17 protein-coding genes are annotated in these 23,540 nt (G+C 67.9%); 6 read left to right on the top strand and 11 right to left on the bottom strand.

The genetic code is table 11. From position 1 onward, the window contains the following. The first annotated feature begins 7 nt into the window (after positions 1-7). The 5 genes from KB201_RS15105 (at position 8) to KB201_RS15085 (ending at position 8,460) form a co-directional block, all read left to right on the top strand. Complete coding sequence (locus tag KB201_RS15105; protein ID WP_211539616.1) at positions 8-2,998, top strand: FAD-binding and (Fe-S)-binding domain-containing protein; 2,991 nt, start codon at positions 8-10, stop codon at positions 2,996-2,998. Beyond that, complete coding sequence (locus KB201_RS15100; RefSeq protein ID WP_211539615.1) at positions 2,995-4,503, top strand: NAD-dependent succinate-semialdehyde dehydrogenase; 1,509 nt, start codon at positions 2,995-2,997, stop codon at positions 4,501-4,503. Before KB201_RS15105 ends, KB201_RS15100 begins: the two co-directional genes overlap by 4 nt. Before the next feature lie 48 nt (positions 4,504-4,551). Next, on the top strand, positions 4,552-5,745 hold the full coding sequence (locus KB201_RS15095; RefSeq protein ID WP_211539614.1) for a M24 family metallopeptidase: 1,194 nt from the start codon (positions 4,552-4,554) through the stop codon (positions 5,743-5,745). Between the two features lie 271 nt (positions 5,746-6,016). Beyond that, positions 6,017-7,255: a PLP-dependent aminotransferase family protein gene (locus KB201_RS15090; RefSeq protein WP_058249960.1), complete on the top strand. Its 1,239-nt coding sequence runs from the start codon at positions 6,017-6,019 to the stop codon at positions 7,253-7,255. Then, positions 7,252-8,460, top strand: a complete 1,209-nt coding sequence (locus KB201_RS15085) for a M20 family metallopeptidase (RefSeq protein WP_211539613.1) — start codon at positions 7,252-7,254, stop codon at positions 8,458-8,460. Before KB201_RS15090 ends, KB201_RS15085 begins: the two co-directional genes overlap by 4 nt. Here KB201_RS15085 and KB201_RS15080 read toward each other — a convergent pair. The 4 genes from KB201_RS15080 to KB201_RS15065 form a co-directional block, all read right to left on the bottom strand. After that, the gene (locus tag KB201_RS15080) at positions 8,457-9,842 is read right to left on the bottom strand and encodes an MFS transporter (RefSeq protein WP_211539611.1); all 1,386 of its coding nucleotides are present in this window, start codon (positions 9,840-9,842) and stop codon (positions 8,457-8,459) included. The two genes, KB201_RS15085 and KB201_RS15080, sit on opposite strands and share 4 nt — an antisense overlap. Positions 9,843-9,917: 75 nt before the next feature. After that, the gene (locus KB201_RS15075; RefSeq protein ID WP_249145642.1) at positions 9,918-10,706 is read right to left on the bottom strand and encodes a GntR family transcriptional regulator; all 789 of its coding nucleotides are present in this window, start codon (positions 10,704-10,706) and stop codon (positions 9,918-9,920) included. 10 nt (positions 10,707-10,716) lie between these two features. Further along, positions 10,717-11,253, bottom strand: a complete 537-nt coding sequence (locus KB201_RS15070; protein ID WP_058249836.1) for a DUF3830 family protein — start codon at positions 11,251-11,253, stop codon at positions 10,717-10,719. Beyond that, positions 11,250-12,656 carry an amidase gene (locus KB201_RS15065; protein WP_211539609.1) on the bottom strand — a complete coding sequence of 469 codons (1,407 nt, stop codon included), beginning with the start codon at positions 12,654-12,656 and terminating at the stop codon, positions 11,250-11,252. Before KB201_RS15065 ends, KB201_RS15070 begins: the two co-directional genes overlap by 4 nt. 54 nt (positions 12,657-12,710) lie before the next feature. On the opposite strand from KB201_RS15065, the gene KB201_RS15060 reads away from it, so the two are divergent. Beyond that, positions 12,711-13,463 (top strand): maleate cis-trans isomerase, encoded by a 753-nt coding sequence (locus KB201_RS15060; protein ID WP_211539607.1) that lies wholly within the window; start codon positions 12,711-12,713, stop codon positions 13,461-13,463. A gap of 862 nt (positions 13,464-14,325) precedes the next feature. Here KB201_RS15060 and KB201_RS15055 read toward each other — a convergent pair. Genes KB201_RS15055 through KB201_RS15025 form a run of 7 tightly spaced genes read right to left on the bottom strand, consistent with a single transcriptional unit; the run spans position 14,326 to position 23,195 of the window. After that, entirely contained in the window at positions 14,326-15,255 is a 930-nt protein-coding gene (locus tag KB201_RS15055; protein ID WP_211539605.1) for an aminoglycoside phosphotransferase family protein, read from the bottom strand. Continuing rightward, positions 15,252-15,956, bottom strand: coding sequence for a response regulator (locus KB201_RS15050; RefSeq protein WP_058249833.1), 705 nt, complete (start codon positions 15,954-15,956; stop codon positions 15,252-15,254). The genes KB201_RS15055 and KB201_RS15050 overlap by 4 nt, the downstream gene beginning before the upstream one ends. Continuing rightward, positions 15,953-18,502 carry a sensor histidine kinase KdpD gene (locus KB201_RS15045; RefSeq protein ID WP_211539603.1) on the bottom strand — a complete coding sequence of 850 codons (2,550 nt, stop codon included), beginning with the start codon at positions 18,500-18,502 and terminating at the stop codon, positions 15,953-15,955. Before KB201_RS15045 ends, KB201_RS15050 begins: the two co-directional genes overlap by 4 nt. Before the next feature lie 19 nt (positions 18,503-18,521). Continuing rightward, complete coding sequence (locus KB201_RS15040) at positions 18,522-19,157, bottom strand: potassium-transporting ATPase subunit C (protein ID WP_058249831.1); 636 nt, start codon at positions 19,155-19,157, stop codon at positions 18,522-18,524. A gap of 4 nt (positions 19,158-19,161) precedes the next feature. Further along, positions 19,162-21,288: a potassium-transporting ATPase subunit KdpB gene (gene kdpB / locus KB201_RS15035; RefSeq protein WP_211539601.1), complete on the bottom strand. Its 2,127-nt coding sequence runs from the start codon at positions 21,286-21,288 to the stop codon at positions 19,162-19,164. Then, complete coding sequence (kdpA, locus tag KB201_RS15030; RefSeq protein ID WP_211539600.1) at positions 21,285-23,090, bottom strand: potassium-transporting ATPase subunit KdpA; 1,806 nt, start codon at positions 23,088-23,090, stop codon at positions 21,285-21,287. Before kdpA ends, kdpB begins: the two co-directional genes overlap by 4 nt. A 6-nt stretch (positions 23,091-23,096) precedes the next feature. Then, positions 23,097-23,195, bottom strand: a complete 99-nt coding sequence (locus tag KB201_RS15025) for a potassium-transporting ATPase subunit F (RefSeq protein WP_211539599.1) — start codon at positions 23,193-23,195, stop codon at positions 23,097-23,099. Positions 23,196-23,540: the final 345 nt, after the last annotated feature.

Here is a 23,540-nt window from a genome sequence, read left to right as displayed (position 1 = left end):
GTCTCACATGCCACGGGTGGACATCGCAGCCGAACTCACCGCTCTCGGTGTCGATGCGGACGCCTCGACACGTCGCCTGGCCGAATACTCCTACGACGCCTCCAATTACCGTGTCCCGCCCCTGGCGGTCACCTTCCCGCGCAGCGCCCGCGACGTCGCGACGGTGGTCGGGTGGTGTCATGACCACCGCGTCCCGGTGGTTCCCCGCGGCGGTGGGACCTCCATGGGCGGCAACGCGATCGGGCCCGGCGTCGTGCTCGACCTGTCCCGGCATCTCGACCACGTCCTGTCCGTCGACGCCGAATCCGCGACCGCGGTCGCGGGCGCCGGGATCGTCCTGACCACACTGGCCGCCGACGCACGAGCCGCCACCGGCGGCAGGCTCACCTTTGCGCCGGACCCGTCCTCGGCCTCGCGCGCGACCCTCGGCGGCGCGATCGGCAACGACGCCTGCGGCAATCACTCGGTTCGGTACGGCCGTACCAGCGACCACATCGTCGAACTGCACCTCGTCACCGCCGACGGCCTGATGCTCACCGCAACGCGTGACGGGCTCCGCGCCACCGAGGCCGCCGATGCCGCGGCAGCGGAGCGCGCGGCCGAGATCACCGCGTCGCTGCGGGAGCTGACCACCGCGAACCTCGCGATCCTGCGCACCCAGCTCGAGACCATCCCGCGGCAGGTCTCCGGCTACCATCTCGCGAAGCTGCTGCCGGAGAACGGTTTCGACGTGGCTCGCGCACTCGTCGGCAGCGAGGGGACCTGCGCGATCGTCGTGTCGGCACGCGTCACGCTGGTACCGGTCCCGACGTCTCAGCTCCTGCTGTGCGTCGGCTACCACTCCCCCGCCGACGCCGCCCGGGACGTACCGGCGATCCTTCCGTTCGCACCGTCGGCCATCGAGGGCATCGACCGCAAGATCGTCTCCACGATGGCGGCGCGGCGTGGCCACGACGCCGTCGCCGGCCTGCCCGACGGATCCGCGTGGTTGTTCATCGACGTCGACGAGGACAGCGCTGCCGCGCAATCCGAGTCGGATGTGCCGGCGACCGCCAAGCGGTTGCTCGACCACCTGCGCGCACAGGGACGGATGACCGACGCCACGGTGGTCGACGACCCCGCCCGCCGCCGGGCGCTGTGGCGGGTCCGCGAGGACGGCGCCGGTCTGTCGTCGCGCCTCGCCGACCCCGACGACGAGAGCATCGGCGCGGGCTACGAGTCGTGGCCCGGATGGGAGGACGCGGCCGTCGCACCCGAGCGCCTCGCCGACTACCTCGACGACTTCGCCGACCTACTCGACCGGCACGGCCTCACCGGCGTCATGTACGGCCACTTCGGCGCCGGGTGCATGCACGTGCGCATCACGTTCGACCTGCGCTCTCCCGAGGGGCGCGCGGTGATGGCACGCTTCTGCACCGAGGCCGCCGAACTCGTGGTGCGACACGGCGGTTCACTGTCCGGTGAACACGGCGACGGGCGGGCCCGGTCGGCGCTGCTGCCGCTCATGTACAGCCCGGCGATGATGTCGGCCTTCACCCGCTTCAAGGCGATCTGGGACCCACGCGGAATCCTCAACCCGGGCAGCATCGTCGATCCGCCCCCGATCACCGCCGACCTCGCCCTCGCCGACGTGCCGCGTCGCCACTGGCCCACCACCTTCGATCTGGGGCACGAACTCCCGCTCGTCGACCCGTTCGTCCACGCGGTGCAGGGATGCATCGGCGTCGGACGGTGCCGGGCGGATTCCGGCGGGGTGATGTGTCCGAGCTACAAGGCCACCCGCGACGAGAAGGACTCCACCCGCGGGCGGGCCCGTGTGCTGCAGGACATGGTCCGCACCGCGCCGAGCGTCGACGTGGGGTGGCGGTCCACCGACGTCGCGGAGGCGCTCGAACTCTGCCTGTCGTGCAAGGCGTGTTCCACCGACTGCCCGACCGGCGTCGACATGGCCACCTACAAGTCGGAGTTCCTCGGCCACCACTATCGACGTCGGCTCCGCCCGCTGTCGCACTACTCCCTCGGCTGGATGCCCGCGTGGCTGTCGGCGGCGGGGCTCGCGGCACCGGTCCTCAACCGCGCACTGCGATCCAGGCTGAGCGGTCTCGCCGCGCGCGCCGGCGGACTCGACCCCCGGCGCACGATGCCCGCCTTTGCGACACAGCGTGCGCGGCGCACCCATCTCGGGCCACTCTCCCCGGTCGACGCGTCGTCCACGGTCGTGCTGTTCGTCGACTCCTTCACCCGCGCCTTCCGGCCGCAGGTGGCCACCGCGGTCGCCGAGATCCTCCGAGCCGCCCACTCCGTCGACCGAGCGTCAGATCCCGTCGACCGTGCATCAGCTTCCGTCGGCTGTGCGGCCGACAACTGCTGCGGTCTCACGTGGATCTCGACGGGACAGCTCGATCGTGCCCGAAAGGTGCTGCGCCGTACCGTCGCCGACCTCGACGACGGTACGGACCGGCCGATCGTCGTTGTCGAACCCAGTTGCGCCGCGGCGCTCGCGAAGGACCTGCCCGAACTCGTGCCGACCGACGCCGCCCGTCGCGTGGCTGCACGCGTGCGAAGTTTCGCCGCATATGTGCCCACTCTGCTCGATGCCGGCTGGCGACCACCACCACTGCCCGACGAGGTGACGTTGCAGACCCATTGCCACGAGTACGCGGTGTTCGGCGCCCGGGTCGGCATCACCGCCCTGGAGGCCCTGGGGGTCACCGTGCACACCGCGGACGGTTGTTGTGGCGTGGCAGGCAACTTCGGTTTCGAGAAGGGTCACTACGAGGTGAGCATGGCCGTCGCCGAGAACGGACTCGCACCGGCGCTGCGGAACGCGCCGCAGCGGGCCGTCGTCACCGACGGGTTCAGCTGCGCGATGGCCGTCGAACACCTCGCCGCCGTCGACGACGCCCTCGCCCCCGCGCGGGTACGCGGACTCCATCTCGCCGAACTGCTCAGGGCATCACCCGATACCGATACCGATACTCCAGGAGTACAACCATGACGACCATCGCGCCCCAGACCGCTCCCGAAGCAGTGTCCCGCGTCCACACCGACCTGTTCGTCGACGGCGAGTGGGCTCCGGCCGCGTCGGGCAAGCGCTTCGACGTCGTGAACCCGGCCACGGAAGAGGTACTCGCCCAGGTGGCCGACGCCGACGCCGTCGACGCTCGGCGCGCGCTCGAGACCGCGGCCGCGCACCAGGCCGAGTGGGCCACGACCTCACCGCGGTTCCGCAGTGAGATCCTCTATCGCGCACATCAACTCATCATGACGCGCGCGGACGAGATCGCCGCGGTGATGACCGCGGAGATGGGCAAGCCCCTCGCTGAGGCCAAGGGCGAGGTCGCCTACGGCGCCGAGTTCTTCCGCTGGTTCGCCGAGGAAGCCGTGCGCATCGGTGGCGACTCCACCACCACCGGCGACGGATCGCACCGGGTCGTGGTGACCAGGCAGCCCGTCGGCCCGTGCATCCTCATCACGCCGTGGAACTTCCCGCTGGCCATGGCGACCCGCAAGATCGGGCCGGCCGTCGCAGCCGGTTGCACCATGGTCTTCAAGCCCGCCGAACTCACCCCGCTCACCTCCCTGCTGCTGGCCGACATCCTCGTCGAGGCCGGTCTGCCCGCGGGGGTGCTGAACATCGTCACGACCAGCGACCCGTCGACCGTCGTCACCGAGTGGATGGAGAGCGGACTCGCCCGCAAGGTCAGCTTCACCGGGTCGACCGAGGTCGGGAAACTACTCCTGCGTCAGGCGGCGGGCACGGTCATGCGGACGTCGATGGAGCTGGGCGGCAACGCGCCGTTCATCGTCTGCGCCGACGCGGACATCCCGCGGGCCGTCGACGGCCTGATGTTCGCCAAGATGCGCAACATCGGTCAGGCCTGCACGGCCGCCAATCGAGTCTTCGTGCACCGCAGCGTGATCGACGAATTCACCGACGCCTTCGCCGCGAGAATGTCCAGTTTGCGCGTCGGTGACGGTGCGGCCGAGGGCGTCCAGGTCGGGCCCCTCGTCGAACGCAAGGCCGTCGAGAAGGTCTCGGCGCTCGTCTCCGACGCCGTGGCCAAAGGCGCGACGGTGATCTGCGGCGGCGAGAAGACCAGCGGCCCAGGCTTTTTCTACCCGCCGACAGTGTTGTCCGGCGTCGGGCTCGACGCAGACCTCATGCGCACCGAGATATTCGGGCCCGTCGCCGCGATCATCCCGTTCGGGAATGCTGACAGGCCAGACGATCCTGCCGCCGACGACGAAGTGCTCGCGCTGGCCAACGACACTCCCTGGGGCCTGGTCGGTTACCTCTTCAGTCAGGATGTCGACCGCTGCGCCAGGCTGTCGGCCGCGCTGGAAACCGGTATGGTCGGGGTCAACACCGGCGCCGTGTCCAATCCGGCGGCTCCCTTCGGGGGTGTCAAGGAATCCGGGCTCGGCCGCGAGGGTGGACGCGTGGGCATCGAGGAGTTCCTCGACATGAAGTACACGGCGACGCCGATTCATCGTCGCTGACAGCGGTTTTCCGGAACACATCAGCGTTCAGACAGGAGCGAGGAGACCATGTACCTGGGTGCTCAGCTGTTCAGTGACAGCGAGTACGAGCAGCGCCTGAGACGTGTCCGTGAGCTCATGGACCGTCAGGGTCTGTCGGCGATCATCGTCACCGATCCGGCCAACATCTTCTATCTGATCGGTTACAACGCCTGGTCGTTCTACACCCCGCAGATGCTGTTCGTGCCGATCGACGGAGAGATGGTCTTCTACGCTCGCGAGATGGATGCGCATGGCGCACATCGCACGACGTGGTTGCCCGCCGATCAGATCGTCGGTTACCCGGAGAGTTATGTGCACCGCCCGCACCTCCATCCGTTCGACTGGGTCGCGTGGTCGCTGCGTCAGCGCCACCTCATCGCCCCGGCGTCGAACACCGGGTCCGTGGGCCTGGAGATGGACTCGCACTTCTTCTCGCCGAAGGCGTATCGCGCGCTGTTCAACGCGATCCCGGAGTGGAAGCTCGTCGACAGCTTCGAGCTCGTCAACTGGGTGCGCTCGGTCAAGTCCGACGCCGAGGTGCAACTGATGCGCCAGGCCGGCATGGTGTGCTCGAAGGCGATGCGCGCCGCGATCGACACCATCGACATCGGGGTGCGGCAATGCGATGCGGCCGCGGCCATCTCGCAGGCGCAGATCACCGGCACCCCGGAGTACGGCGGCGACTACCCGGCGATCGTCCCGATGATGCCCACCGGCGCGGCAGCCGACACCCCGCACCTCACGTGGCACCAGGGCACTTTCGTCGAGGACGAGGCGGTCGTCATCGAATTGACCGGGGCACACAACCGATATCACTCTCCGCTTGCCCGGACGGTGTCCCTCGGCACCCCGAGCAAGGACCTCGACTACGTCGCCAAGGCAACCGCCGAGGGCCTGAACAACGTGCTGGAGGCCATCAAGCCGGGCGTGGCCACGCGCGAACTCGCCTCGACGTGGAACTGGACACTAGCGAAGTACGGACTCGAGAAGCCCTCGCGCCTGGGCTATTCGATCGGCATCGGCTACCCGCCCGACTGGGGCGAGCGCACGATCAGCATCCGCAGCGAGGACGAGTCGGTGCTGGAGACCAACATGACCTTCCACATCGTCTGCGGCATGTGGATGGACAACTACGGTTTCGAGCTGTCCGAGTCGGTCCGGGTCAGCCCGACCGGCGTCGAGTGCTTCACGTCGTTTCCGCGGGAACTGATCCAGAAGTAGCCACACAACCTGATCGACACCAGCACGACGACCACACAATCTGATCCCTGAGGTCCGAAACCAGCACGACGACCACACCACCTGATCCCTGAGGTCCGAAACCAACACGACGACCACACCACCTGATCCCTGAGGTCCGAAACCAACACGACGACCACACCACCTGATCCCTGAGGTGCGAAACCAACACGACGACCACACGATCTGATCCCTGAGGTGCGAGGAGCGCAAGCGACGAGCCACGAAGGGCTGCCGAGACGAGGTGAAGAAAGTGACCACAACCGAAACCGCCTACCAGAACCGACATTCGGCACCAACACTGCCGTTGGCGGGCCGCGCCAAGGACCTCGTCGGTTCGATGATCGACTCGTCGACCTCGCTGCTCGCCGCGCAGTCCCACGACATCGTGCGGTTCGCGATGGGCTCCCCCGCGGACGAGGCCGTACCGGCCGACGAGTTCCGTCAGATCGCCGGTGAGATCCTCGATCACACCTCGTTCACCTACGGGGCCACGGAAGGCGAGCCCCGGCTGCTGCAACTGCTCGTCGACTATCTCGCCACGACCCCCGACCCGTCGTCCCTCGACCGGTTGGTCATCACCACCGGCGGGATGCAGGGACTCGACCTCGCCTGCAAGCTGTTCGTCGATCCCGGGGATCTGGTCATCGTCGAGTCCCCCACGTACACCAATGGCAGTGCGACCGCACTGTCCTACGGCGCGCAGTTGCTCGAGGTTCCCGTCGACGACGACGGCATGCAGGTCGATCAGCTCGAGGCACTCGTCGCACGCACCCGTCAGACGCCGAAGGCGATCTACACGATCCCGACATTCCAGAATCCCTCCGGCGTCACCATGTCCGAGGAGCGCCGCCGCGAACTGCTGCGGCTGGCGCACACCTGGGGGTCGGTCATCATCGACGACGACCCGTACGGGCTGTTGCGGTTCGCCGGCACCGACATCCCGACCTTCCAGACGCTCAGCCCCGGCGACCCGCTGATCTTCTCAGTCCGTACGTTCTCCAAGATCCTCGCGCCGGGCTGGCGTGTCGGCTGGGTCGACGCCGATCCCTCCCTACGCCAGCTGCTGATCAACGGCAAGCAGGCGATGGACACCTGCACCAACGTGCCCAACCAGCACATTGTCGCCGAGTACATCGCCCGCGGCGGACTCGAGGACCATCTCGCCGGGATTCGCCTGCTGTACCGCGAGCGCAAAGAGGCCATGCTCGACGCCATCAGACGTCATCTCGGCGATCGGGTGGTGACCACGGACCCCGAGGGCGGCTTCTTCCTGTGGGTCACGTTGCGCGACGAGTTCGCCGAGATCGACACGCGAGAACTCTTCGAGGTCGCGCTCGCGGACGGGGTGGCGTTCATTCCCGGCCCCGCGCTGTCGCCCGGTGGACGCTTCCGCAACTCGATGCGTCTCTGCTTCGCGTCGAGCACCCCGGAACGGATCGACGAGGGTGTCCGACGTCTCACGGCCAGTCTTGAGAAGATGGCCGGGTGAGTCGTGAACCAGACCTGACCGCCGCCGAGACCGCGGTGCTCGGCTTCATCGACGAGGCCGCGATCATCTCGCTCACCTCGGCACTGGTCGAGGCGCCCAGCGAGAACCCGGGCGGTACCGAGGAAGCCGCGGTCGAAGTGCTCGAGAGTGCCTGCCGCGCGCTCGGTTTCGACGTCGTGACCCACGAAGTGGCACCGGGGCGGCCCAATCTCGTCGCCACCGTGCCTGCCGGCACCGGACCGGGACTGATGTTCCTCGGACATTCGGACGTGGTCCCGGCCGGTCCCGGCTGGTCAGCGGACCCGTACACGGTCCGCATCCGCGACGGCCGCATCTACGGCCGCGGTGCCACCGACATGAAAGGCGGCCTCGCCGCCGTCGTCGCGGCGATGACCGCGCTACGCCGGGCCGCCGAGGTCGGGGTCGAACTCTCCGGACCGGTCCGCCTGGTGTGCACCGTCGACGAGGAGGAACACGGGACCGGGGTGCGGGACTTCGTGGGCCGCCCCGCCGACCTCGAGTTCCGCGGCTGCGTGGTCGCCGAACCCACCGACATGCAGGTGGTCCGGGGTTGCCGCGGTGCGTCGTACATCGAGGTCGAGGTGACCGGTCGCGCGGCTCATTCCGGACGTCCCACCGATGGTCGCAGCGCCATCGACGCCGCGGCGGCCATCGTCGACATCATCCGCGCCGACGGTGAACGGCTGGCCGAGACGGCCGACGACCTGCTCGGTCACGGCACCTGGAATGTCGGCACCATCACAGGCGGACAGGGCATCTCGGTGGTGGCACCGGGTTGTTCGCTCGGCATCGACCGGCGCCTGATGCCCGATGAGGACCCGCACCGGATCGCCGACGATCTGCGAAGAGCGATCAGCGACAGAGGAATCGACACCGACGGCATCAGCGTCGACGTCCGGGTGACCATGGAGATGCCCGGTTTCGCGACGGAAGCCACGCACCCGCTCGTCACCACAGCGGTCGGTGCGGTCACCGATGCCGGGGCGGACACCTCGGTCGGCGGCTGGACTGCCGCCTGCGACGGTGGCTTCGTCAGCCGCGACCTCGGTGTCCCGTCGATCGTCCTCGGTCCGGGAAACATCAACACCGACGCCCACCAACCGGACGAGTCGGTGGCCATCGCCGACCTGGCCACCGCGGCGAGAGCCTACGCCCTCGCCGCGATGCGGCTGCTGGGCCCCTAGTTCACCTTCTGCTTCTGCAGACTCGTGAAATCGTTTTCCAGACTCGGGATCTCGGTACCGCGCAGCGAGGCGCCCGCGGTCTCCTTCAGGAAGACCAGGGCGACCATGCCGATGGCGCAGGCACCCATCATGTAGACCGCGGGGAACAGGTTCCAGTCGGTGCTCTCGACCACTGCATCGTTGACCAGCGGCGCGGTTCCGCCGAATGCCGCGGTCGCGACGTTGTAGGAGATCGCGAAACCGGCATAGCGGACCTGGGTCGGGAACATCGCTGGGAAGGTGGCCGAGATGGTCGCCAGCTGAGGGATGTACAGCACACCCAGGATGACGAATGCCACGATGGCCCAGGCGAATCCCTGACCCATCAGCCAGTAGAGCGGCAGCGCGAGGACGAACAGGCCGATCAGCGAACCCCACCACATGGGTTTGCGGCCCGTCGAGTCCGACCACCATCCGAAGAACGGGATCAGCAGCATCATCACGAGCTGGCCGATGAGGTTGACGACGCTGGCCGAGGTCTCGGACAGATCGATGGTGTTCTGTAGGTAGGTCGGCTGGTAGGCCAGCAGGGTGTAGTTGGCCACGTTGAGCGCGATCACCAGACCGAACATGGTGATGATCGGACGCCGGTAGTTGACCAGCAGATCCTTGAACCGGGTCCAGGCCGAGCCCTTGATCTCGTTGTCCTGCTCCAGTTCCTGGAACACCGGCGTGTCCTCCATCTGCGACCGCAGGTACAGCCCGATCAGGCCCATCGGCAGTGCGAGCAGGAACGGGATGCGCCAACCCCACTGATCCATCTGGCTGTCAGACAACGCCAATTGCAGCAGGAGGACGAAGAGTGTCCCGCCGCAGAAACCGGCCAGGGTGCCGAATTCGAGGAACGAACCGTACTTTCCGCGCTTGTTGTCGGGCGCGTACTCGGCCATGAACGTTGCGGCACCGCCGTATTCGCCGCCGGTCGAGAATCCCTGGATGACACGGAGCAGGATGAGCAGGACGGGCGCCCAGAACCCGATCGACGCATGCGTGGGCAGCAGACCGATCAGTGCGGTCGCGCCGGAGATGAGCAGGATCGTCATCGCCAGAACCGATTTGCGGCCGATGCGGTCGCCGATCGGTCCCCAGACCATACCGCCGAGGGGCCTCAGGACGAAGGAGATCGCGAAACCCAGCATGGTGCCGACGGTTCCGAACTCCCCCGGGAAGAACGCCTGCGTCAGGTAGACCGAGGCCGCGGCGTAGACGCCGTAGTCATACCACTCGGTCGCGTTGCCGATCGCCGAGGCGCCGATGGCCTTGCGGAGAAGTCTCTTGCCCTCTGGTGAGTTCGGGTCTGGTGCGAGCTGCTCGTAACTGTCTGCTGTCGTCGTGTCGCTCATCTGCGCTTCCTGAGTCGTGGGGCCGCTGAGGGTCGATCTCGTAGCTGCGATCGGTGGACCCGGGGCCGCGGGCAATCAGCCCCTCGCCACCTGCAGGTTCGCGGCGTCCTCGCCGTCCCCGAGCAGGCGACGCAACCCGTCGGCCATGTGCTCGATCATCAGAGCATCGGCCGCCGCGGCGTCTCCCGCGGCAATGGCGTCCACCAACGCCTGGTGTTCGTCGATCCGGTCCTTTCCCGAGGAGTACGTCCCTCGCATGGCTCGCAGACACATTCGCGTCTCCACGAGGATCGTCTCGTGCAACCGCGAAAGTCGTTGACTTCCAGCATATTCCACCAAGGTCTGGTGAAAGGCCATGTCGGCCTCGGCCATCCCCGCACCGTTCGGCTCGTCGACGAAGACGCGCATCGCGTCGACCGCGCCGCCCAGTGCCTCCACCGCCTCCCGCTCGCGGTGCGCGATCACCTGTTGCACAGCAGCGCGTTCCACCGCAGTGCGCGCGACGTACATGTCCCGGATGTCGTCCTCTTCCATCGAGACGACGAACAAGCCGCGGTTACGGTGGCTGACCAGCAGTCCTTCCGCGGTCAGGCGCTGCATGGCCTCGCGCAGCGGACCACGACTGACGCCCAGATCGGCCGCCAGCCCCGACTCCGTCAACTGCGAGCCGGGCGCGAAGTCCCCGTTTGCGATCGCATCGTGCAACTTACGCGCGATGATCGCCGGTGTCGATTCCTGAACCAGCGGCGACAGCACCCGCCGACGTGGCGATTTGTCCTGTTTCGCCTGGTCGACGACGGTTCGATTCGTCCCCGGGTCCTGTGGACCCGGCGTCTTCGCCCCCACCTTCATGGTCACCGTCATTCCCTCTTTCTTACCGTGAATGGCGCGCGTAAGTCAGTGTTTCCCCGCGCGCGCCGCCCATCCAGACGTCATTGCAGGCTGCGGCGAAGTCGTCCAGACCCTCGATGATCGTGGCGAACACATTGCCCGGCACCCATCCGACGTCACCGTTGACCAGCAGATTGTTGCGGCCGTAGAACACTGCGAGGTCGATGAGGAGCCGGTGCTCGGCGGGGGCCGAGCCGAGCTCGTAGCCATACGCCGGGTTCTCGAGCACCCCGTCGAAGGTGAAGTAACACAGGTCGCCCGGGATGGGCGTGATGGTGGTGTTCTCCATGCCCGGCTCGGTCGCGGAGAAGGCCGGCAGTAGGGTGTAGATCTCGTTGCGGGCGAACTTTCCGTGAAACACCTGACCGCCCAGCGGCAATGCGTCCCAGACCGCAGCCGCGGTGCGAGGCGCCTCGGCATCGAGCATCCGGGCGACCGCCGTGACCCCGCGCTTTTCCAATGTCACGGTGATGAACCGGTCAAGTCGGGCCGCGGGGCCGGTTCGCTGTTCGTCGGTCACGCGCGGTCTCCCAACATCGTGAAGCCGGCGGCCGCCTCGTACGCTGCCGCGACGCGCAACACCGTCGCGTCGTGATGCCGAGCACCGACGAACTGCGCGCCGGTCGGCAGACCATCGGCGAATCCACTCGGCACGGTGATCGCCGGCTGACCGGTGAGATTGAACGGGTAGCTGTAGGGAGTCCAGGATGTCCAGTCGGGCGACCCCGCCCCGTCCGGGACGATACGACCGGCCTCGAATGCCACCGTCGGCATCGACGGCGTCAGCAGGACGTCGAATTCCTCATGGAGCAGGCTCATCTGGGTACCCATCTCCATCCGTAGCGCGGTTGCGCTGACGAAATCGGTCGCAGTGAAACCGGAATGCCGTTCCACCGCGTCGATCAGCAGCGGGTCCACGTGTTCGGCCGCGTGCGGTCCGAGCCCGCGGACGACGACGTCGGCACCCGCGAACCAGATGACGTGGTAGGCCCAGGCCGGGTCCTCCCATCCGAGATCGACCTTCTCCACGGTCGCCCCGAGCTGTTCCAGTACCGACGCCACCCGGTCGGTGTTGGCCTGTACGCCTGGGTCGTTGGTGCCGAAGCCGAGATCGGCGCTGTAGCCGACACGCAGATCGGCGAGGTCGCGAACGTCGGCGACCGCGGTGACCGCACTGGTTGTCGGCGACGGCAGTGCGGACCAGTCACGGGGATCGAACCCGCTCAGGACATCCAGCAGCGCAGCGCAATCCGACACCGTCCGCGTCATCGGACCGACGTGGGCCACCGGCGCGAACGGGCTCGGCGGATACATGGGCACCCGGCCGAGTGTCGGCTTGAACCCGACGACGCCGCAGTAGGCGGCCGGTATCCGGATGGAACCGCCACCATCGGTGCCGACCGACAGCGGACCCAAGCCGGCCGCGAGCGCCGCGGCACTGCCTCCGCTCGACCCGCCCGACGTACGCGAGGTGTCCCACGGATTGCGGGTGACGCCCGTGCGCGGACTGTCGGTGACGCCTTTCCATCCGAATTCCGGTGTGGTGACCTTTCCGAGCAGGACCGCACCAGCCTCACGCAGACGTGCCACCGCGGGAGCGTCGATGTCCCACACCATCTGATCGGGCTCGATCATCAGCGAGCCGCGCAACGTCGGCCATCCGGCGGTCAGCAACAGGTCCTTGATCGAGACCGGAACGCCGTCGAGCGGGCCACGGGGTGTCCCGGCGGCGAATCGCTCAGTGGACTCCCGGGCCTCGGCGCACGTGCGTTCGCGGTCGATGAGGCAGAACGCATTGATGGACGGATCGACGTCATCGATGGCGTCGAGCAGTTCCGCCGCCACCGAATCCGGCGTCAGCTCGCCGGTACGGTAGGCCTCGGCCAGTTCCGTGGCGCTGAGCCACCGCGTGGCGTCCGTCATGCGCCCCCTCGAAAGATTGGTAGATTGTTGACAATCTACCTTGGAGGTGTGGGCGTGACAACCACCGTCGCGATGCTCTACCCCGGCCACGCGGCCGAGGACGACTTCGCACTGATCGAGGCCGCGATCGGCGCTGTCGAGCCCCACTCCGAGGTCCGATTGCCGGTCGTGATCACCGAGGTGGACTCCGACGACCACACCGTCCAAGCCATGACTGCGGTCGGCGAGCAGGACCGCCTCTTCGACGGCGTGCGGCGAGCGCAGGCCCACCACCCATCGGCGCTGATGTGGGCGTGCACCTCGGGCAGCTTCGTCTACGGTTTCGACGGTGCCCGACGCCAGGCCGCCGATGTCGCCGGAAAGTCCGGCCGTCCGGCGTCGTCGACGTCACTGGCCTTCGCCGCGGCCTGCCGGCATCTCGGTCTGTCACAGGTCGCGATCGCCGCCACCTATCCGGAACCACTGGCGAGTCGCTTCACCGGGTTTCTCGCCGACGCGGGTGTCGAGGTGGTGGCCCTGCGCGCCAACGACATCGGGACGGCGACCGAGGCAGGCATGTTCGACGGCGACGGACTGTTCGACATGCTGTCGGCCGCCGATTCCGGCTCGGCACAAGCAATCCTGGTCCCCGACACCGCATTGCACACCGCGATGTGGGTCGTCGACCTCGAGGCCAAGTTCGGCAAACCCGTGCTGACCGCGAATCAGGTCACCGCGTGGGAGGGGCTCCGACTCACCGGGCTCACGGTCGACGCTCCCGGACTCGGGAGCTTGTTCACCTCTCCGCCCGGCCCACCCCCTGGTTGAGGGGTGTCCCCAACCGCTGGTTGAGGGGTGTCCCCACCCGCTGGTTGAAAGGCGTCCCCACCCGCTGGTTGAGCCGGCCCCGAGCGGAGCGAGGCGCCGTGTCGAAACCACTCACCAGTCTCGTCAGAGTGTGTCCCCCACCTGCTGGTCGAGGGGCGTCCCCACCCGCTGGTTGAGGGGCGTCCCCACCCGCTGGTTGAGGGGCGTCCCCACCCGCTGGTTGAGGGACGTCCCCACCCGCTGGTTGAGGGGTGTTCCCACCCGCTGGTTGAGCCGGCTCCGAGCGGAGCGAGGCGCCGTGTCGAAACCACCTGGTAACCAGACAAACCCGTAAAGACCTCGGCCGCTATTCGACCAACCCGAAAGCGCCGCAAATGTGTACGTCGAGTCAATGTCGTTGCGGAGGCGAGCCAGGCAGGCTGGCGTGTCACGCCGGCAAGCCGAAATCCAGAGACAGTCCGGAATGACGCCGGCCTGATTGTCGGCAGTTGAGTTTGTCGGGTCGCCAGGTGGTTTCGACACGGCGACTCGCCTAGCGGCTCGTTGCCGGCTCAACCAGCGGAGGGGGTGCCGGCTCAACCAGCGGAGGGAGGTGCCGGCTCAACCAGCGGAGGAGGGTGCCGCCTCAACCAGCGGAGCGGGGTGCCGCCTCAACCAGCGGAGCGGGGTGCCGCCTCAACCAGCGGAGGGGGGTGCCGCCTCAACCAGCGGGACGTTCCGGCTCAACCAGCGGAGGGGGTGCCGGCTCAACCAGCGGAGGGAGGTGCCGGCTCAACCAGCGGGACGTTCCGGCTCAACCAGCGGGGGGGAGGGCTGCTCGACCTCGACGCGCTGTCAACGAGATTCGCGCACGGACGACGAATCAGTCGATCACCGCTTTCGCGACGGTGATGCAGGTGGTGATCCACTCCCGGTCGGCCGGCCGGAGCGGCCGCGACGCGCGGTCGGCGTCCTCGATCGCCCAGTGCGCGTTGAGGATCATCCGGACGATGACCCAGTCGCGGGCCCGGTCCGGATCGAGGTCCGCCGCATCGGTGATGGTGTAGAAGCGGCGGCGGATGTCGTACCGGACGTCGGATACGCGCGGGCCGAGGCGATTCCACAGCATGGGGGCGAGTTCGTAGTGCGCATCCCCCGACATCGGGCTGGGGTCGATGGCGACCCATCGGCCGTCGGCATCGGCGAGGACGTTCTCGTGGTGCAGGTCGCCGTGCACGATGACACCCACCGTGGCCGTGTCGGCCAGGAAGTCCCGGCCGACGGACAGCGCCTGCTCGACGAACCGTCGCGGTACCGGGGCGTCCCGCGGGATGCCGGCCAGGCTGTCGAGCCAGCGCTCGAGGTGGGTGGTGAGGAGCGCCAGCCGCCCCGGCGCGGGGACGTGCAACCGGCCGTAGAGCCCGGCGACCACCCGGCATGCTTCGTCATCGTCGACGGTGGTCAGATCGCGTCGCGTCAGTCGTTCGAGGAGGATTGCGCGACGACGCGGATCGGCGCGCAACATGCTTACCGCTCCGCGACCGTGCCAATGTTGCAGTCCCAGTGCCTCTTGCGCGCCTTCGTCGTCACCGTCGAAGGCCACCTTGAGGACCGCCCGCGCACCCTGCCGGTCGAGCACGGGAACGACGAGTGACTCGAACCCGTGCCACAACTCGTCGCCGTCACGACGCAATCCCCACTCGTCCAGGAGCGCCGAGACCGCGCCCGGTAGACGCGACAGCCAGTCCACCCACAGCGGACCGAGCGAGGCCTGCTCCGACAGACCGACCGGGATCTCCGACGCCGTGATCACGGTGCGCCACGGACGAACCGGTAGCCCATTCCGGCCTCGGTCAGGAGGTGCCGCGGGTGCGCCGGGTCCTCCTCGAGTTTGCGTCGAAGACTCGCCAGGTAGACGCGCAGGTAGTTGCTCTGCCCCAGGTACCCCGGGCCCCACACCGTGGTCAGGATGTCACTCTGCGACACCAGTTTTCCCTCGTGACGCACCAGCATCTCCAGGATGCCCCACTCGGTCGGCGTCAGGTGGACCGGAACCTCCCCGCGCGTCACCTGTTTGGCGGCCAGATCCACGACGAAGGCACCCGCGTCCACGACCGGTGCTTTCGACGTCGCGTTCGACACGGCTCCGCGCCGTAGCGCAGCTCGCAGCCGGGCCAGGAACTCCTCCATGCCAAAAGGTTTGGTGACGTAGTCGTCGGCCCCCGAGTCCAGCGCGACGACCTTGTCGGCAGCGTCGGTGCGCGCCGACAAGACGATGACGGGCACCGTCGTCCATCCGCGCAGTCCCTCGAGAACCGTCAGACCGTCGATGTCGGGCAGGCCGAGATCGAGCACCACGACGTGCGGGTTCTCCCGCGCGGCCGCCGTCAGCGCCGCGGCCCCGGTGGCCGCGGTCGTCACCGCGAAGCCACGCGCGTTGAGGTTGATCCGTAAGGCTCGCAACAACTGCGGTTCGTCGTCGACGACCAGGACCCGCGTCTTCTCGGCGCTCATCGAGTCGGCCCTTCGATCTCGGTGTGCGTATCCTCGTCGGTCGCGGGCAGGTCGACGACCATGGTGGCGCCACCGCCCGGCGTGTCCTCGACGCTCAGCACGCCCCCGATTGCCGTGACGAATCCCCGCGCCACCGACAGCCCCAGGCCCACCCCCAACGACGCGCCGCTGGTGTCGCCATTCTGATGGAAGGGTACGAAGATCTGGTCTCGATCCACCATCGGGAGACCGGTTCCGTGGTCAACGACCCGGATCTCGCATCGGGGCGGGTCGGCGGGGGTCAACCGGGCGGTGATCTCGACCTGCCCGCCGCCGTGTCGGCGCGCGTTGTCGATGAGGTTCGCCAGCGCACGCTCGAGCAGTCCGGGATCGGTGTACGCCCAGGCATGTTCGAGATCGAAGACCGGGCCCGGTGGCCGGTCGGGACGGCCCGCCGTCACCGCGGCGCGATGCACGACCTCGGGCAGGAAGGTCCGCTGCCGCTGCGGCCGGACCGCCCCTGCCGCGAGCCGCGAGGAGTCCAGCAGGTTCCCCACCAGCGAGGTGAGGTGATCGACCGACTCGTCGACGGTCGCCAGCAGTTCCGCGGTGTCCTCGTCACTGAAGGTGACGTCGTCACTGCGCAGGCTCGACACCGCCGCCTTCGCCGCGGCCAACGGCGTCCGCAGGTCGTGTCCGACCGCCGACAGCAGGGCCCGCCGTAGCTCGTCGGTGCGCGCGAGCGCGTCGGCCGTCGCCGCCTCGGCTTCGAGGGCGTGACGCTGCACGGCGCCCGCCGCCTGCCCGGCCACGGCCGACAGGACGCGACGATCCCGCGCCCCGAGCTTCGGCCCGCGCAGGAGCAGTTCGAACTCGTCACCCGGCACGACGCAGACGGTGTCGGCGTCCTCCGGGGTCGTCGGCGGTGAGTCGCCCACCGCGGCCTCGACCGTCCGGCCGGCCCGCGAGGTCCGCCGTACCACCGACACGGCCGACTGATCGTAGGTCTCCCGGAACCGGTCCAGCAGGACCGGGACGTCGGCACCGCCGAGCACGACGCTGGAGAACAGCGCGAGCAGTTCGGCCTCGCGGGCGGCGTCCTGCGCCTGTGCACGTCGAACGGTCGCCGAATCCACCAGCGCGGCAACCGCGATCGCGATCAACAACATCACCAGGATGGTGATCAGATTGTCGGGCTGGCTGATCGTGAACGTGAACCTGGGATCGGTGAAGAAGTAGTTCAGCAGCAGGCCGGAGATGACCGCCGACAACGCGGCCGGCAGGATGCCACCGAGCATCGACACCGCCAGCACCGCAACGAAGTACAGCGCCGATTGGCTGGCGAAACCGAGCCACGGGTCGAGCAGCTGGAGCACCCCGGTGACGACGGCCGGGACCAGCACCGCGAAGACCCAGCTCAGCGGCCGGTGGAAGCGGGTGTCCCGGATGTCTAGTCGGGACCGCCGGGTCGTCTCGTCGTGGGTCACCATGTGCACGTCGATGCGGCCGCTCTCGCTCACCACGGCGGCGCCGACGCCTTCGTCGAAGATCCGCTGCCATCGCGGTCGGCGCGAGGTGCCGAGTACGAGCTGGGTGGCGTTGACGCCACGTGCGAAGTCCAGCAGCGTGTCCGGGATGTCGTCGCCGACGACGGTGTGGATTCGCGCCCCGAATCCCGTCGCGAGCTCTTTGAGCGCGGCGAGATCGACACCGGCACCGGTGAGTCCGTCACCTCGGACCACATGCACCGCGAGCAGTTCGGCGCTCGACCGCGATGCGATCCGGCTCGCGCGTCGGAGCAGGGTCGGCGATTCGGCGCCACCGGTGACGGCCACCACGACCCGTTCACGCGCTTCCCAGGTCTCGGTGATGGAGTGCGCCGCACGATAATCCGCGAGCTTGTCGTCGACCTGGTCGGCGAGCCACAACAGCGCGAGCTCGCGCAGCGCGGTGAGATTGCCCTGCCGGAAGTAGTTGGCCAGGGCACCGTCGACCCGCCCGTTCGGATAGACCTTGCCCGCGGACAGGCGCTGGCGCAACGCTTGCGGATCGATGTCGACGAGTTCGATCTCATCGGCACCGCGCACGATGTCGTCGGGCACGGTCTCCCGTTGCACCACTCCGGTGATCTGGGCGACGACGTCGTTCAGACTCTCCAGATGCTGGATGTTGATCGTCGAGTAGACGTCGAACCCCGCGGCGAGCAACTCCTCGATGTCCTCCCACCGCTTGCGGTTTCGGAGCCCGGGGACATTCGTGTGTGCGAGCTCGTCGACCAGCACCACCTGCGGCCGGCGAGCCAGCACCGCCTCGAGATCCATGTCCTCCAGCGGTGTCCCGCGGTAGGGCCGTCTGGTGCGCGGGACGACCTCCACACCTTCCGCGAGAGCGGCAGTCGCGACCCGACCGTGGGATTCGACGACCCCGATCACGACGTCCACACCCTCGTCGACAAGGGTTCTGGCCTGCGCGAGCATCTCGTAGGTCTTGCCGACGCCGGGCGCACAACCGAGGAACACCCGCAGCTTGCCGCGACCATCGTGGTGCCCGGTCACCGCTGATGTCATCGACCGAGTCTAACCGCGCTCACGGGGCGCGACAGCCGGGCGGCGCGTGCCCCAACGCGAGGTTCACCTCGAGGACGTTCACGCGGGGCTCACCGAGGAATCCGAACTGTCTGCCCTCGGTGTGCGCGTCGATGACCGCCTCGATCTCCGCGGGTGACCGACGGTTCTCGCGCGCGAGCCGGGCGACCTGTAGCCCGGCATAGGCGGGACTGATGTGCGGGTCGAGACCCGACCCCGACCCGGTCACCGCGTCGGCGGGCACCTGAGCGGGGGTCACTCCCTCCCGTTCGGCGATCAGCGCACGACGCGCGGTGACGTTGGTCAGCAGGACCTCGCTGTTGGGCCCCTGATTGGTCGCCGCGGACGCCGACGGATCGCCGGTCGCCATCGGCTCACCCGGGGCGCCCACGACCCGCGCATGCAGGTACGGATCGGGCGCACCCGCTTCGACCTGCGGGTCGACACCGACCAGCGTCGAGCCGACCGCACATCCCGCGGTATCGAACACCCGCGAGCCCTCCGCCCCGTCGGTGTTCACCCGCGAGATCGCCCACACGGCAGCGGGATAGACGAGACCGAGGATGATCGTGAGACCGAGGATCATGCCCGCGGCGGCGACGCATTGCCGGACGAAGCCGGACCAGACTGTGTTCATGACGTCATCCCATTCCCGGAAGAAGACGAACGAGGAGATCGATCAGCCAGATACCGATGAACGGCGTGACCACCCCACCGATTCCATAGACGAGTAGGTTGCGGCCCAACAACTTCGACGCCGAGTCCGGCCGGTAGCGCACGCCGCGCAACGACAGCGGGATGAGCGCCACGATGATCAGTGCGTTGAAGATCACCGCGGACACGATCGCCGACTGCGCCGAATGCAGGCCCATGATGTTCAGGGCGTCGAGTTGCGGATAGACGGCGGTGAACATCGCGGGCAGGATCGCGAAGTACTTCGCGAGGTCGTTGGCGAGCGAGAACGTCGCCAGGGCACCTCGGGTGATCAGCAACTGCTTGCCGATGCCGACGACCTCGATGAGTTTCGTCGGGTCGGAGTCGAGATCCACCATGTTGCCGGCTTCCTTGGCCGCCGATGTCCCGGTGTTCATCGCGAGGCCCACGTCGGCCTGCGCCAGAGCGGGTGCGTCGTTGGTGCCGTCGCCGGTCATCGCGACGAGGCGCCCGGCGGCCTGCTCGGAGCGGATGAGATCCAGCTTCTGCTCGGGTGTGGCCTCGGCGACGAAGTCGTCGACACCGGCCTCGTCGGCGATCGCCCGTGCGGTGAGCGGATTGTCTCCGGTGACCATCACGGTGCGGATGCCCATCGCGCGGAGCTGCGCGAACCGCGCTGTCATGCCGGGCTTCACCACATCGGACAGCGCGATCACGCCCATGACCCGGGCCGGTTGCCCGTGGGCACGGACGCCGACCACCAGGGGTGTGCCACCCGCCGACGAGATCCGTTCCACGTCGGCGGCGACCGTGTCGTCGACGACGCCTTTCCCGGCCGTGACCCACCGGGTGACCGCATCGGCGGCGCCCTTGCGGTATTCGACCGGGGCCCCGCCGCTTGTCACACCATCGGCCCGGGAGTCCACTCCACTCATCCGGGTCTGCGCGGTGAACGGGATGATCGTGTCGGTCCCCTGGTAAGCGGCGGCCACCCCGTACGCGGTCCGGCAGAGGTCGACGATGCTTCGTCCCTCTGGGGTGTCGTCGGCGAGGCTGCACCGGTGGGCGACCCGTGCCAGTTCCTCGACGGACACTCCCGGTGCCGGGAACAGGTCGGTGGCACGACGATTGCCGTAGGTGATCGTCCCGGTCTTGTCCATCAGCAGGGTGTCGATGTCGCCGGCCGCCTCGACCGCGCGCCCCGACATGGCCAGGACGTTGCGCTGCACCAGCCGATCCATGCCGGCGATGCCGATCGAGCTCAGCAGCGCCCCGATCGTGGTGGGGATGAGGCAGACCAGGAGCGCGATCAGCTTCACCGGGTCGGGCGACTGTCCGGCATATTCCTGCATCGGCCCCACGGCCACCACGGCGAGCACGAAGAGAACCGTGAGACTGGTCAGCAGGATGTCGAGCGCGATCTCGTTGGGGGTCTTCTTACGGGCGGCACCTTCGACCAACGCGATCATCCGGTCGACGAAGGTCTCCCCGGGGGCCGTGGTGATCCGGACGACGATGCGGTCGGAGAGCACCACGGTTCCGCCGGTCACCGCCGAGCGATCGCCGCCGGATTCGCGGACGACCGGCGCCGACTCACCGGTGATCGCCGACTCGTCCACGGTGGCGATCCCATCGACGACATCGCCGTCGCCGGCGATCGTCTCACCTGCCTCGACGACCACGAGGTCGCCGATGGCCAACGTGCTGCCCGACACCTCCTCGATCGAGCCGTCCTGCCGCATTCGACGAGCGATCGTGTCGCGCTTGACCTTTCGCAAGCTGTCTGCCTGCGCGCGTCCGCGACCCTCGGCCACGGCCTCGGCCAGGTTGGCGAACAGCACGGTGAACCACAGCCAGGCCGCCACCGTCGCGGTGAACCACGACGGTTGTGCCACAGCGAGAACCGTGGTCACGACCGCACCGAGGAACACCACGAACATCACCGGGTTGCGCGCCTGATCACGCGGGTCGAGCTTGCGGAGCGCGAGCGGCAGGGAGGTCACGAGCGAGCGGGCGTCGAACGCACCGCTCGACACCAGTGCCGGAGTGGCGTCGCGATCCGGGGCGTCCCGAGTGTCCGCGGGATCGTCGGTTTCAGAGAGTTGCGTTGTCACAGAAGGGCCTCGGCTATCGGTCCCAGCGCCATCGCCGGGAAGAAGGTGAGTCCCGCGACGAGCAGGATCGTCGCCGCGAGCAGGAATCCGAACAGCAGTCCGTGGGTGGGCAGGGTGGCAAGGGCCGACTCCTCGGCCTCGGCCGGGGCGGACAGCACTGCGGTGCGCGCCCCATTCGATCCTCCCGCTGGCATCTCGGCGGCCGGCATCGCATCTGCGCTGACCCCGTCACCACCCGACATCTCGATGCCGCGGGGACGTTGCCGCGCCAGCAGACCGGCCAGAGCGAGCACGAGCACGATAGGCAGGAACCGTCCGAGCAACATCGCCACTCCGAGCGAGGCCTGGAACCAATCGCTGGTGACGGTGAGCCCACCGAATGCACTGCCATTGTTGTTGGCGGCCGAGGCATAGGCGTAGAGCACTTCGCCGAAGCCGTGGATCGAGCCCGGCGTTCCCGGATCTCCGCTGTTGCCTTGCGCATCGGTGGTCGAGCCCAGGATCATCGAGATGCCCACACCCGCCAGCACTAGTGCCGGCATGACCAGCACATACAGAGCCGCCATGGTGATCTCGTGCTGGCCGATCCGCTTGCCGAGGAAGGTCGGTGACCGCCCGACCAGGAGCCCCCCGATGAACACGGTGATCACCGCCATCACCAGGATGCCGTAGAGCCCCGATCCCACCCCGCCTGGCGCGACCTCCCCGAGGAGCATGTTCCAGATCAGCGCTCCCCCGCCGGCGGCGGAGAAACTGTCGTGCATGGAGTTGACGGCACCGGTCGAGGTCCCGGTGGTCGACACGGCGAACAAGGCCGAGGCCGGCACCCCGAGCCGTACCTCCTTGCCCTCCATCATGGCCCCCGCAGCAGCGGATGCCGCTCCGGCCGTGCGGCTCTCGAACGTCCAGACGACCGTGAGCATGATTGCCCAGATGGCCGCCATGACGCCGAGGATGGTCATCCCCTGCCGCCGGTCACGGACCAGCGTTCCGTAGGTGCGCGTCAGGCACACCGGGATCAGCAGGAGCGCGAGGTTCTCGATGATGTTCGACAACGGGGTCGGGTTGGAGAACGGGTGCGCGGAGTTCGCCGACAACGTACCGCCGCCATTGGTACCGAGCTCCTTGATCGCTTCCTGGGAGGCGAATGGACCGATCACACTGCGTGCGTCGGTGCCGTCGAGCGCGGTCCACCCGAAGCCGGAGTGCCATGACTGCACCACACCTTGTGTCAGTAGCAACGTCGCGACGATCAGACTGAGTGGCAACAGGATTCGGATTACACCTCGCACCAGGTCAACCCAGAAGTTGCCGAGTTGGCCGCTGGCACGACGGTCGATGATGCCGCGGATCACCGCGATCGCCACGGCCATCCCCACGGCCGCGGATGCGAAGTTCTGGACCGCCAACCCGACCATCTGGGTGAGGTTGCTCATCACGACCTCGGGTGAGTACGACTGCCAGTTGGTGTTGCTGACGAACGAGATCGCCGTGTTGAAGGCCATCGACGGATCCACTCCCGGCTTACCGTCCGACCACGGCAGGACCCCTTGCATGCGCTGGATGAGAAACAATGCGAGAAACGACATCAGCGAGAAGCCGAGAACCGCCAACGTATAGCCCAGCCAGGTCTGTCGACTCCGCGGATCGATACGGGCCACGCGGTAGAAGACGCGCTCGGCGAAGAGGTCCCGGTCGCTGGTGTAGACGCGCGCCATGTAGTCGCCGAGGGGAACGTACACCGCGGCAAGCACCAGTACGAGTGCGGTGAGTTGCAGCAGGCCTGAAACGGTTGTGCTCATCTGGGATCAGAACCTCTCCGGAAACACCAGCGCCACCAACAGAAAGGCGACCACCGCCGTCGCCAGGGCGAGCAGGACGACGTTGGTCACCCCATCCACGGTCACTTCTTGATCCTGAGGTCGATTCCGCGCAATGCAAGCACGAGCAGGGCGAACCCTCCCACGGCGAGCACGACGTACAACACATCCGCCACGATCACTCACTCCCTTTCGCACAGCCCACCGATCTGTGGGCTCATGACAGGATGGTGCGCATCGACGTCGTCTGCGGCAGTCCTTAACGCGTTCCATACGCGCCGGGGAGCGAAATTGACGAGGCGTTGGCAGAGCCGGTGATCCGGGCCGCGAATCGTACGGACGCACCGAGTCGACGGGAGTGTCAAGATCGCGTACGGATCGCCCGCTGCGACGTTCAGATCGCGTTCAGACGGTCTGTGTGAGGCGCCGGCG

Source organism: Gordonia sp. SCSIO 19800 (assembly GCF_018132775.1).
Taxonomy (GTDB): Bacteria; Actinomycetota; Actinomycetes; order Mycobacteriales; family Mycobacteriaceae; genus Gordonia; species Gordonia hongkongensis.
Note: the sequence above shows the minus strand (reverse complement) of the source record. Positions and strands in the feature narration are given on the sequence as shown.